The sequence below is a fragment of the Labrenzia sp. PHM005 genome (genome assembly GCF_006517275.1).
In the GTDB taxonomy this organism is placed as follows: domain Bacteria; phylum Pseudomonadota; class Alphaproteobacteria; order Rhizobiales; family Stappiaceae; genus Roseibium.
The window spans coordinates 3834653-3847006 of sequence record NZ_CP041191.1; the positions used below are offsets into that span (position 1 = coordinate 3834653).

A 12354-nucleotide genomic window follows, 5' to 3' on the forward strand; every position below is an offset into this window, starting at 1 on the left:
TTCCAGAAGTGAGATTGTCCAGCCGGGGCGGGGACCCCGGTTAGACACGCGATCCTGGTTATCCGATTAGTCCGGCATTTCCTCATAGTGGCAGCTTGCCAGTGCCAGGCGGCCCAGTTCTTCGAAGTAGGTTTCGTCGCCAGCAGCGATGCGGGCTTCGTCAACCTTCGCCGGGATAACCAGATGAACCTTGTCAGCCGTGTCGGCATAGATTTTCATATCCGTTGCAAGGCCAAGGCTGGAGAGCGTTTCTTCCGGCTTTTCGGCAAACCGGGCACGCTCAGTGGAATCTTGGATGATTTCGCCGAGTTTCGCGCCAAGTTCCAGGTCATGGTCAGTAGTTGTGAGCGTGTGCATACTAAGACTCCATAAAATGGGTTGCATTTTTTTGCAAAAATCTGAAAAATTAATAATAACCTTTCAGAAAGCAAGGGGATTTAAGTAAAAGTAAAACTTGTGGGTGGTTTTTCTCTCGTTATCCCCTTGCTTGCTATCGATGTAATCAAAAATATGTTGTTATCACAATGGCAATTCATTATTTCTATCTAAGTGCAATTCGAAGCTGAGTCTCGTAGCGGAATTGTATACTTACGTGCTGTATTGGAAAACTTCAGTGAGCGATTCAGGTAAAAAAGGACGTTTTAAATGAATGGACTGAAGCCACAGGTATGTGAGGACCTGGTTCGGATTGGTCTCTTAGTTAAAAACAACAATACCTTGGTGGCGGCCAATACGATAGCGGCGCATGCGCTCGAACTGTTTATGCCAGTATTACAAAGGTTTGATGTTCGTCTGGTGCCGGTTTCTATTCCTGGATGTCCTATCCATTTTTGCACCGGGATACTAAAATTGCCGAAAGGGGCGTGGCTGGACGAGTGCGGCGATATCCGGGCAATCCCCGCTGGCGGCCAAGGCGGGGACAAGGTTGCTGCAGCGGTTGGTTGTATCGGTGAAATGACGGAGCGGCTCTGTCTATACTCTCTGGGGGAGAGTGACCCCAGAGTTGTATTGGCAAATGCTGCAGTGAACGAGATAGATCCGGCGCCGCTGATTGGTTTTAGTCCGTCTCAACTTGTTCAATTTACGGAAAAAAGGCCGGGGCTAATCAGCAACTGCGGAGGTTGTACGATTGCCTGGGATAAAGTCAGCGATCGCCGTGTTTTTCTGACTGATTTAAGCCATCAGAAAGAGACATATTTGCCGGCGTATACTGCGTTGTTTGATGAGCCGGTTTTGAATTTTTGCGGCGGAATTGGCCTTGCCTCAACTGTAGGATGTGCAGTGTGGCGAGATTTGAAGGGGGCTCGTGACCGGGCGCTGCTTGAGCTCATTGAGCGCGACGCGATCGCTCAAGCCTGGTACAACCGCCTGGGGATAACTCGGCTTTCAGAGGGGTTTTTGTCCAAAAAAGTTCCGGTTGACCTTCTGAATTTCCTGTCCGGGAGGTCACGAGCCTGGTCCGTGACACGCGTTCAAACCGATTTTCCGGTACATGTTGTGGTAGCGGTTTCGCACGTCGAAGATGGGAAAATGGCGGCCTTCGGGTCTTCCGCAAATTGGGATTTGCCGTCAGCGCTTTTGAGCGCACTTTGTGAGATGCTCCAGGCGGAAAACTCGCTGGACATGATGATTCAGGCCTATCCGGAGACACAATCAACCGATCAGACTGCACTGCCCAAAGTGCTGCGGTATGCCCGGACCGGATCCATCATTGCCGATTGGCCCGTTGAAGAGCAAGTCTCTGAAGACCCCACGTCAGATGATGAAACCTACTCTTATGAGCAGATGTTGGCTGCTTTGCAGCACAAAGACATCAAGGTTTGGGAGTTCAATGCGACGCGGCCGGATCTGAAGGTGCCGTGCATCAAGCTGTTTTCGCCGGAGCTGTGTACCTGGCAGCCGCGGTTTGGAAAACCTCGGCTCTTCAATGGTGTTGTCGAAAGAGGCTTACGGAAAACACCGGCAGACAAGGCTGAATTCGCCGCGCGGCCGTTTCCATTTTAGTGTTTCGCGAGGCACCAGCCGTTAGTTGACCGGGGTTGGACGGCCATCGGCTTGAGGTCTTGCCAAGGTCATGACCCAGAAATTGCGCCACTTGCCGTTATTCCGGTTTGTCCGTGCAATGCCGACGCGGGTGACGTAAGGATTGAGCAGGTTTTTGTTGTGGCCCTCAGAACCCTGCCAGCCTCGAAAAGCCGCAGGAAGGTCGGCGTAACCTGCGCCAAGGTTCTCCGCTGCGGCGTAGTTCGGATACTTGGCTTTATCGAGACGTTGCGATAGTCCGAATGCGCTGTGCTGCCACGTGTCCATACTGTCGCGCTGCGCAATGTGGCGGGCCATATCCTGAGAAACTGCATCAAGCGCCGGATCATGCTGCAGGTTATGAAGGCCATTTTGGCTTCGATACGCATTGATCATAGAGAGCATTGAGGAACTGCTGACCTGAACGTTAGTCAGGACCGGCCGGTCTACCAGTTCACTTTGGCCGCCAGGTAGAGCGCCGCACCCGGAAATAATCAGCAACAGTGCAATGAAAGCGAGATGGGATCCGCGGAATGTGACAGGTTCGAAGAAGTCCCGGATAGCTAACATTTAGGATCCCTCGCCAGGCCAGGAAACGCCTTCATCGGCAAAGAAGTGGTGCGGACCTGGATAGGATTCCACATAGGCCATATGAGTAACTGTGCCCGCAGTCTTCGAGTGATGATGCAGAAAAAAAGCGGGCGGCTCGAAATTGAACAAGGCCGGGCCTTTTTCTGTCAGATCCAGGACAACCTGATGGGCGGTGCTCGGCGCCAGCGTCATAATTTTCCCTGCAAATCCGGCGATAATCGGCCGGTGCAAATGGCCGCATAACAGCCGGTCAATGTGAGGGAAGGGACCGATGACTTCAGCTAAAGCCGGAGCATCGGTCAAGCCGATTGCGTCCATATGGCTGATCCCGCTAAGGGCGGGCGGATGATGCAATGCGATCAGGGTCGGGCGTTTGTCTTCTTCAAGGCGTTCTTCCAGCCAGGACAATTGCGCTTCTCCAAGAGCACCGTCCGGCCGCCCGGGCAAGCTGGTATCAAGAGCGATCAGCCGGACATCACCAATATCGGCTGTGTAACAGAGTTTGCCGTCAACGCTGCTGTCCATACCCGGATAACCGGCCATTTCACGGCGCATATCAGCAGTGCCATCATGGTTTCCCGGGATCATATAAACAGGCATGTCCAGCCGGGAGAGGATTTGACGGCCGAGCGCGTATTCGCGCGGATCGCTGGTGTCGGTGAGATCTCCTGTCAGGATTACCGCATCCGGCTTGGGAACATGCGCGTTCAAGGCGGCAATCGCCCGTTCGGCAAACATGTTGGTATCTGAGACGCGGTAACAAGCCAGACCGCGCGGGCGCAGGTGTAAATCGGTGATATGTGCAATGAGAGTCATCTAAACAGTCCCCGAATACAGACAGGATTCGTGTCTTTGACGATAGCTTCGGAGAGATTGAGAGCAAGCAGTGTTTCCCTTTTCCGAAAGCTCATGTAGGAGATGCACACAGGTTCTTTGGGGCCGACACGATCTGGAACAGCCCAATCATAGCGGAAATGAATTGCGATGGCAGAAATGCAAGAGGCAAACGGCGAGGAGATACAGTCGGAAGCAAGCCCGGAACAGCCTGTGCCCGCAATGAAGAAGCCGATCTGGCTGCGCATTTTCGGCCACGACGTGTCTGCTCCGCTGTTGCTGCTGGCTCTATCGCTCCTGCTGTTTGTTCCTGGCCAATGGACCGTGCCACCGCTCGACCGTGATGAACCGCGTTTTACTCAAGCAACAAAACAAATGCTGGAAACCGGTGATTATGTCGATATCCGGTTTCAAGAAACGGCCCGGCACAAGAAACCGGTCGGGATCTATTGGCTACAAGCTGCTGCGGTGAAACTGACCGGGCATGATGCAAGTGCTCCACTATGGGTTTATCGATTACCGTCTCTCATCGGCGCTGTTTTATGTGTGCTGGCGACCTTCTGGCTCGCCAGAGCCTTTATGGGACCTGCCGGCGCTTTGGTTGCGGCCGGATTTGTTGGCCTGTCCATCATTCTCGGGGTTGAAGCCCGGCTTGCAAAAACCGATGCCACGTTGTTTGCAACGATTATTATCGCGCAAGGAGCTCTGGCCCGTATTTGGCTGAAAGAAGCAAACAAACGGGCGTGGGGGCTTGGTCTCATCTTCTGGACCGCGCTTGCAGCCAGCGTTTTGGTGAAAGGACCGGTCGGGCCGATGGTGATCGGTTTCACGGTTGTGTCACTGATGATTTCACGGCGGAAGATCGCCTGGTTCAAAGCCGCATCCCCGCTTCTTGGTCTGCTGTGGTTTTTTCTGCTGGTGTTGCCCTGGTTTGTGGCGATTTGGATTGCCACCGATGGAACATTCTTTACCGAGGCCATTGGCAAAGATCTTTTAGGCAAAGTCTCGACGGGGCAGGAAAGCCATGGGGCGCCGCCATTGACCCATCTAGGGGCCATGTTCGGCGTGTTCTGGCCATTGCCGGCGTTTTTCCTGATCGCTCTGCCGGTAATCTGGCGCGAACGTGCTAGCCCGCTGGTCGTCTTTTCTGCCTGCTGGTTCTTTCCAAGCTGGATCGTCTTCGAATTGGTCGCAACCAAACTGCCGCATTACACCATGCCGCTGTTACCGGCCCTGGTGTTGCCAGTTGCGGCGGCCTTGATCGAAGGGGCCGGCGCTGAAACACGGAAATGGGTCCGGTGGATTGCGGCGATCCTGTTCGCTGTCCCGGCAATCGGCATTGCGGTTGGCGCATTCGCTGGGCCATTTGTTCTTGGAACTTGGCCGTCACCGCCTGGGGCGATCGTCACCGCAATAGGCGCCGTTTTTGCTGTAGTAGCGGCAACCCGGCTTTTGCGCGGCCCTGCGCTTTATGCTTTGCCGCCAACAGCACTGACTGCCATTGCAATTGCGATTGGCGTTTGGGGCTTTTCGGGGCCGGCATTGACCACAATTTGGGTAAGCCCGCGGTTGGTCGCAGCCATGGACGAGATCCCGGGCTGTGCCAATCAAGAAGCCAGGCAAGTGGCAACAACCGGTTTCCATGAGCCGAGCTTCATTTTCCTGGAAGGTACGGACACCAGAATCATTCCGGCGGAGGGGGCTGCGAAATTCCTGGCGGACGAGAGCGCAGTTGGTGCTGGCAGCTGCCTGATTGCGGCCATTGAAAGCCGGCACGAAGAGGCGTTTTTGGCATCAGCCAAAGAGATTGGTCTTGTACCAGAGGTGCGAAAAAGGGTAGAGGGCCTGAATATCAACGGCGGCGATGATGTCGATATCGCGCTTTATCAAGCTGCCGTTAGTGGAACAAACACACAAGGCGGCGATGAGCAGCAGTAGTCGGATGAAGCGGATTTGGGAACGCATGCGTGGCAACGCCCGCCGCGCGATGCTGCTGTATTCAAATCGAGAGGAACGGGGAGAAGCACAGCGCAAGTCTCTTCCCCCAGGACAACGTCCTCAGGATATCCTTGCGGTCCTTTTGCTCACTGTTGGGGTTGCGGTTGTTGCCTTTGATGCGCCGACGTATCCGTGGCTGAACTCTCTGCCCAATGAATACCGCATAGCGTTCCGCTCGTTCACGGACCTTGGCAAAGCTGACTGGATCCTGGTGTCAACCGGCATTCCATGCCTGTTCCTGCTTGCGTTGGATGGTGGCCGGTATGCCTTCCGGATCCGGATGGCAATTGGCGCGGTTTTCACTTATGCCGCTTTCATTTTCTATAGCGTTGCTGCCTCAGGAATCGTGGTTCTTGTTCTCAAGTGGTGCCTTGGGCGTGCCAGACCAAAGCTCTATGAAGAGGTCGGACCGGTCCATTTCGATTTTCTTGCGCTCAACGGCAAATACACCAGCTTTCCCTCCGGGCATTCGACGACCGTCGCGGCGCTGGCAACTGCGCTCTACTTCATTTTTCCGGCCTACCGCTGGCTGATAGTGGTGAGTGCCTTCTGGCTGGCCTTTTCGCGGGTTATGGCCGGGGCGCATTATCCAAGTGATGTAATCGCCGGAACACTCCTGGGCATCACATTTACTTTCTTCACTGTGCGTGCCATGGCCCGGCGGCGCATTGGTTTTCATATCGCGGAAAATGGCAACATTGTTCCAAACATGACTTATGTGTCGGCCAAGGCCAGCGCACGGGCTGTATGGCAGGTGCTGCGCGGCCAGCGGGGCGCAGACCGGATCATGCCGGGCCGGACCGTTACGGGTGAGGCTGACTGATTTCATGACACAGAGCTATCTTGAGGCGCTGACCGCCACCAAGGGAACGATCGCGGTGACCGTGGTGGTGCCGGCGAAAGACGAAGCGCAAAACCTGCCGATCCTGCTTGATGAAATCGAAGAGGCACTGACTGGCCGGACCTTCGAAGTCATTGTCATCGACGACGGGTCCACAGATGGTACGGACATTGTCCTGCAAGATTATGCCGCGACCCATGACTGGCTGCGTCCGGTGCGGCATGAGAAGTCTTGCGGTCAAAGCTGCGCGGTCCGCACCGGGCTTCAGCATGCGCGCGGAGATTATGTCGCAACGATTGACGGTGATGGTGAGAACAATCCGGCCTATATCCCAAAGCTGATCGATGCCTTGGACGCGGCCGGACCATCGGCAGCCTTGGCCGCGGGCCAGCGCCTTGGACGTAAGGCAAGCCTTGGCAAACGGTATGCATCGAGATTTGCCAACAAGTTGCGCGGTGCCATTCTAAAAGACAATACAAGGGACAGTGGTTGCGGCCTAAAAGCGCTGCGTCGTGAGATCTTCCTGCAGCTGCCCTATTTTGACAGCTGGCACCGTTTCTTGCCGGCGTTGGTGATCCGCGAAGGATACGGTGTCGTGCATATTGATGTGCAGGATCGGCAACGCCGTCACGGGACATCGAAATACGGTATCTTCGATCGAGCATTGATTGGTGTGCTGGATCTGTTTGGGGTTTGGTGGTTGCGCCGGCGTCGGAAAAAAATTCCAGAAGTCCGCCCCCTGACCTAAATTGCCGCCACATTTCCCGCGCACTAGACCCCAACTTGCGCGTCAACGACTGGAACGAACCTGACATGGCTGCCCTATACGACTGGCTTTACGCAGTCTTCATCGAACAATTTGATTTTTGGATCATCCTTGGCTTCTTCGCGCAAGCCATGTTCATGATGCGTTTTGTGATTCAGTGGGTGGCATCTGAACGGGTTGGCCGTTCAATTGTTCCAGTCGCCTTTTGGTTCTTCTCCATTGCCGGAGGAACACTTTTATTGATTTACGCCATCCAGCGTCAGGATCCGGTGTTTATTGCCGGGCAGGGGCTTGGGCTGCTGATCTACTTCCGGAACTTGTGGCTGATTTTTAAAGAAAAGCGGCGCGACCCAACCATCTGATCGCGCCTCTTTTTGCCGTTTGCGGAGCACCGGGTCGATTTAGGCTGCGTCCATCACTCGGGCCGATCCGGATACCCGGATCGAACTGCCTTTTTCACTTGAGATTTCGGCGGTGATCCGGCTGGGCAGCCCCATGTCGACGCCTTGATTGATTTCGATCTTACCGCCGTGCGGCCAATCGATATCCCGCAAATACCCCGCATAGGCCGCGCTGGCTGCCCCCGTTGCAGGATCCTCATAAACACCTCCGGACGCAAACGCATTGCGCGTATGAAAGAGCTGCGGCGTTTCGCTATAGCCTATCAGGATGGTTACCCAGCCATAGTCTTCCATCAGTTTGCGGCCGTCTTCTTGATCGTACGTCATGTCCGCAACGGCCTGGCGGGAGGTGAGTGTCAAAGCAAAGTGATCTGCACCACCGTGAACGATTGCCGGTGGGATCTGCGGATCGATCTGATCAGCCGTATATCCAAAAAGGTCGAGGACCTTGTTCAGGACATCTGCCGTGGCTTTTTCGCTCCGTGTCGGCGGAGATTGCAATGCCGCCTGATAAAGCTCTCCGGATGCTGCACCTTCGACTGTGATTTCCGCTTCGTTCAAAACCAGTTTGTATACGCCTTCGCCAAACTGGCGGGTAAGGGCGGATCCCAACGCGATCGTGGCATGGCCGCAGAACGGCACTTCGGATTGCGGGGAGAAATAGCGGACGCGCCAAGCACTGTCGCCCTCGGGCATGGCAAAGGCGGTTTCGGAAAAGCCGACATCGGCGGCAATCGCGCGCATGTCATCTACGGACGGATGTGCGTCGCTGATCAAGACGCCGGCCGGATTGCCGCCTTGCTGGCCGTCGGAAAATGCAGAGATACGTTGAATGTCCATGGTGGGAACCTTTGAGTTCGAATTGGTCCCCACCATTTTGTAACAAGTGATATTGATCGCAATACAGTCAAACCATGAAATTTGTTCATGGTATTGATCACTTATTTGAACGCCTTATCCAGAGCTTGCCCAAGATCCTTGATCAGGTCTTCGGGGTCTTCCAGGCCGATGTGAAGCCGAATGGCGTGGAGATCCGAATCAATTGGTGTTGCCGAGCGCATGCCTTTCAAACGAACTGGTATGGCCAGGCTTTCAAAACCGCCCCAGGAATAACCGAGGCCGAACAAAGTGAGGGCGTCCAGGAACGCGTGGGCTTGTGCTTCTGTCGTTCCTTTGGCGAAGTTAAAACCACAGAGGCCGGATGCCCCGGAGAAGTCCCGTTTCCAAATCTCGTACCCAGGATCGCTCTCCAGCGCCGGATACCGCAACGCGCCAACGGCAGGCTGATCTTTCAGCCAATTCAAAACAGTGGCCGTGTTTTTTTCATGCCGTTCCAGACGTACCGACAGAGTTCTGAGGCCGCGCAGACCGAGATAAACATCATCAGGGGCAACATGGCTGCCCATGGCACCGTGCAGCTTATCCAGATTGTCCCAAGCCTTCTCACTTGCAGCGATGGTCCCGAGCATGGCGTCAGAATGGCCGACGATGTATTTGGTGCCGGCCTGGATCGATAAATCGACGCCGAAAGACAGTGGCTGGCAATAGAGAGGGCTGGCCCAGGTGTTGTCCATCAGAACAGTCGCGCCGATCTCATGGGCCGTTGCGGCAACTGCCGGAATGTCCATCATTTCGAAGGTAAGGGATCCCGGTGCTTCGGTGAATACAGCGGTCGTGTTCGGTTTGTACAGAGATTTGATGCCAGCCCCGAGGGACGGGTCATAATACTCGACCGCGACATTCAGGCCGGGCAATACGGTATCGGCAAAATGACGGGTCGGGCCGTACGCAGTATCCGCGATGAGAATATGGTCGCCCGCTTTAACGCAGGACAGGATCGCCAGAGAGATCGCATTTAGACCAGAATTCGCGAGTTTTACGCCCGCTGCACCTTCGATCTCCTTTAAGGCATCTTCTAGGGAATCAGTCGTCGGATTGCCGCGCCTTGCATAGGAGTATTTCTGACTGCCGGTAACAAGCGTTTGGCTGTCTGGATAAAGAACGGTTGAAGCATGAACAACCGGCGGATTGACGAAGCCGTGAAAGTTCGCCGGATCCCGTCCTGCATGCGCCAGCTTCGTTTCGAGTTTTGTTTCCGATTTGGAAGTATTGTTTTTCATAGTGTCCTGCTTGTGAGACGGGGCGTTTGAATTTTGGGGCCGGTTAGAGACAGTGTTTCACTGGGTTTTACCCAGCAAAGCCAACATGTCTAGGCAGCATTTGAGTACGATGGAAAAACTGCTTCGAATTGCCATTTTTCCCAAGTCTTTTTTTCATTGGTATTAGGGAATTATCGCAATGGTCCTTTGATTTCTCCAGTGTCGCGGGCGGTATTTCGCGCCTCAGGAGGACTATACTGATGACCAACCTTATCAAAAGCATTTTGCTTGCCGCCACCGTAGGCGGTTTCTCTGGACCAGCCGCAGCGTCTACCCTGGACGATGTAAAGGCAAATGGTTTTTTCACCTGCGGTGTCAGCCAGGGCAACCCGGGTTTTTCCAATCCGGACAATGAAGGCAACTGGAGCGGCCTGGATGTTGATTATTGCCGCGCTGTCGCAGCCGCGGTCTTGGGCGATCCGGAAGCGGTAAAATTCCGGCCGTTGTCTTCGCCAGAGCGCTTCACAGCCTTGCAATCCGGTGAAATTGATCTGCTTTCTCGGACCACCACCTGGACTATGTCCAGGGATACCAATCTCGGCGCGAACTTCGCAGGCGTTATGTATTACGACGGCCAGGCGATGATGGTGCGTAAGGAGCTTGGGATTACATCGGCCATGGAATTGGCTGGGGCTTCGGTTTGTACTGCCACCGGTACGACCACCGAATTGAATGTCGCCGACTTTTTCCGTGTCAACAAAATGGAATACGAAGTTGTCGCCTTTGAAAAGAATGACGAGGTGACTGCCGCCTATGACGCTGGCCGTTGCGACGTTTATACGACCGACAAATCTGGCCTGCATGCCAATCGGTTGAAGCTGACCAATCCGTCTGACCATATGATTCTGCCGGAAGTCATTTCGAAAGAGCCGCTCGGTCCCGTTGTCCGCCAGGGCGACGATCAATGGTTTAACATTGCCAAGTGGACTTTGAACGTTCTGATCAATGCTGAGGAACTGGGTGTGACCCAAGCCAACGTTGAGGAGATGAAAGGGTCTGATAATCCAGCTGTGAAGCGTCTTCTTGGAATCGAAGGCAATTTCGGTGAAGCGCTTGGCCTCGATAAGGATTGGGCCGTCCGCATCATCGGCTCTATTGGCAACTATGGTGAGGTCTTTGCCCGGAACGTTGGTGTCGACACACCGCTGGGTATTGAGCGCGGGCTCAACGCCTCCTGGACAGATGAGGGCATTCTTTATGCCCCGCCGGTCCGCTAGGCCTGCCGATACCCTTATTTGACAAAATTCCGGCGGTTGGTTGATCCGAGCGCCGGTTTTTTATCAGAAGCCGTCGAGGGGAGTTCCTTTACGGTACTCGTCTTACTTGACGTTGGGGTGATTACCTAATGGGCAGCCACTGCGCCGAAACTAGACATGTTCGCGTTTTGTGCAGCCATGGTAACCGTAATCCTACTTTCGACCGAGAAATTTATCGAGATAACGCCAGCAAGTACTTGACCCGAACTCCTAAATGCCATCGTATGGAGAGCGTTGGATCGGGGGGACGATTTCCGGAGGAACTGGCCTTGACGGCTGGTATTCACCCTGTTTGGGGGGTGAAGAGGAGGTCTGCCCAACCCGACCCGACTAAATATAAAGTATGGGTAACAAATAAAGGCTGCATATCCATGTCTAATAAAATCCTTCCGCTCGTACTCGGCGCCGCTATGGGTGTCGCTGCGACAGCTGCTGGTGCGACGACGCTGGAAGACGTCAAGGCAAAGGGTTCCATCCAGTGTGGTGTGAGCCAAGGTCTGCCGGGCTTCTCAAACCCGGATGCTCAGGGGAACTGGACTGGTCTCGACGTTGATCTCTGCCGCGCGATGGCCGCAGCAGTTTTTGGCGACGCGTCTGCCGTTAAATTCACTCCGCTGTCCGCTAAAGAGCGTTTCACTGCTCTGCAGTCCGGCGAAGTCGACGTTCTGTCCCGTAACACAACCTGGACCATGTCTCGTGACACCCAGTTGGGTCTGAACTTTGCTGGCGTCAACTACTACGACGGTCAGGGCTTCATGGTTCGTAAGGATCTTGGTGTCACGTCCGCTCTGGAACTGTCCGGCGCATCTGTTTGCACCAACACTGGTACAACCACCGAGCTGAACGTTGCTGACTACTTCCGTGCCAACAACATGCCGTACGAAATCGTCGCTTTCGAAAAAGCTGACGAAGTTGTCGCTGCATATGACGCTGGCCGTTGTGACGTTTACACCACGGACGCTTCCGGTCTGTACGCTCAGCGCCTGAAGCTGACCAACCCGGGCGACCACATGGTTCTGCCGGAAATCATTTCGAAAGAGCCGCTTGGTCCGGTTGTCCGTCAGGGTGATGATGAGTGGTTCAACATCGCTAAGTGGACTCTCAACGCGATGATCAACGCTGAAGAAATGGGCGTTACATCTGCAAACGTTGACGAAATGAAGGGTTCCGACAACCCGTCCATCAAGCGTCTTCTGGGTGTTGAAGGTGCCTTTGGTGAGGCAATCGGCCTTGGCAATGACTGGGCATACAACATCATCAAGCACGTTGGTAACTACGAAGAAACCTTCAATGCGAACGTTGGTCCGGACACTCCGCTCGGCATCTCCCGCGGTGTGAACGCACTGTGGTCGAACGGTGGTTTCCTGTACGCACCGCCGGTCCGCTAATCCTCTTATGAATTGAGGATTTCTGGGGTTCCGGCGGCATAGCTGCCGGAACCCTCAATAAATTCTACGCAGATATAACCGGAAAACATCCGGACATG

At 54.5% G+C, this 12354-nt stretch carries 12 protein-coding genes; 7 read left to right on the top strand and 5 right to left on the bottom strand.

Annotated elements, in window-relative coordinates; all coding sequences use genetic code 11:
- Window positions 1–66: 66 nt before the first annotated feature.
- Window positions 67–357 (bottom strand): hypothetical protein, encoded by a 291-nt coding sequence (locus FJ695_RS17355; RefSeq protein WP_141186616.1) that lies wholly within the window; start codon window positions 355–357, stop codon window positions 67–69.
- Between the two features lie 405 nt (window positions 358–762).
- On the opposite strand from FJ695_RS17355, the gene FJ695_RS17360 reads away from it, so the two are divergent.
- Window positions 763–2004 (top strand): YcaO-like family protein, encoded by a 1242-nt coding sequence (locus FJ695_RS17360; RefSeq protein ID WP_256370165.1) that lies wholly within the window; start codon window positions 763–765, stop codon window positions 2002–2004.
- 21 nt (window positions 2005–2025) lie between these two features.
- Here the strand turns inward: FJ695_RS17360 and FJ695_RS17365 are convergent, their stop codons facing one another.
- A complete protein-coding gene (locus FJ695_RS17365; protein ID WP_141186618.1) occupies window positions 2026–2592 on the bottom strand; it encodes a CAP domain-containing protein in 567 nt (188 codons plus the stop codon).
- Entirely contained in the window at window positions 2593–3429 is an 837-nt protein-coding gene (locus FJ695_RS17370) for a phosphodiesterase (RefSeq protein WP_141186619.1), read from the bottom strand.
- Between the two features lie 168 nt (window positions 3430–3597).
- Between FJ695_RS17370 and FJ695_RS17375 the strand changes: the two genes are divergently transcribed.
- The 4 genes from FJ695_RS17375 (at window position 3598) to FJ695_RS17390 (ending at window position 7414) form a co-directional block, all read left to right on the top strand.
- Complete coding sequence (locus FJ695_RS17375; RefSeq protein ID WP_141186620.1) at window positions 3598–5385, top strand: glycosyltransferase family 39 protein; 1788 nt, start codon at window positions 3598–3600, stop codon at window positions 5383–5385.
- Window positions 5372–6268 (top strand): phosphatase PAP2 family protein, encoded by an 897-nt coding sequence (locus FJ695_RS17380; RefSeq protein WP_168206404.1) that lies wholly within the window; start codon window positions 5372–5374, stop codon window positions 6266–6268. The genes FJ695_RS17375 and FJ695_RS17380 overlap by 14 nt, the downstream gene beginning before the upstream one ends.
- A 4-nt stretch (window positions 6269–6272) precedes the next feature.
- Entirely contained in the window at window positions 6273–7034 is a 762-nt protein-coding gene (locus tag FJ695_RS17385) for a glycosyltransferase family 2 protein (RefSeq protein WP_141186621.1), read from the top strand.
- 65 nt (window positions 7035–7099) lie between these two features.
- Window positions 7100–7414 carry a lipid-A-disaccharide synthase N-terminal domain-containing protein gene (locus FJ695_RS17390; RefSeq protein ID WP_141186622.1) on the top strand — a complete coding sequence of 105 codons (315 nt, stop codon included), beginning with the start codon at window positions 7100–7102 and terminating at the stop codon, window positions 7412–7414.
- A 39-nt stretch (window positions 7415–7453) separates the two neighbouring features.
- Here FJ695_RS17390 and FJ695_RS17395 read toward each other — a convergent pair whose 3' ends face one another.
- Both FJ695_RS17395 and metC read right to left on the bottom strand, forming a co-directional pair.
- Window positions 7454–8293, bottom strand: a complete 840-nt coding sequence (locus FJ695_RS17395) for a PhzF family phenazine biosynthesis protein (protein WP_141186623.1) — start codon at window positions 8291–8293, stop codon at window positions 7454–7456.
- Between the two features lie 101 nt (window positions 8294–8394).
- Window positions 8395–9573 (bottom strand): cystathionine beta-lyase, encoded by a 1179-nt coding sequence (gene metC, locus FJ695_RS17400; RefSeq protein WP_141186624.1) that lies wholly within the window; start codon window positions 9571–9573, stop codon window positions 8395–8397.
- Window positions 9574–9812: 239 nt separating this feature from the next.
- Between metC and FJ695_RS17405 the strand changes: the two genes are divergently transcribed.
- Together FJ695_RS17405 and FJ695_RS17410 are read left to right on the top strand one after the other, a co-directional pair.
- On the top strand, window positions 9813–10829 hold the full coding sequence (locus FJ695_RS17405) for an amino acid ABC transporter substrate-binding protein (RefSeq protein ID WP_141186625.1): 1017 nt from the start codon (window positions 9813–9815) through the stop codon (window positions 10827–10829).
- 410 nt (window positions 10830–11239) lie between these two features.
- Window positions 11240–12256 (top strand): amino acid ABC transporter substrate-binding protein, encoded by a 1017-nt coding sequence (locus FJ695_RS17410; RefSeq protein ID WP_209010700.1) that lies wholly within the window; start codon window positions 11240–11242, stop codon window positions 12254–12256.
- Window positions 12257–12354 lie beyond the last annotated feature (98 nt).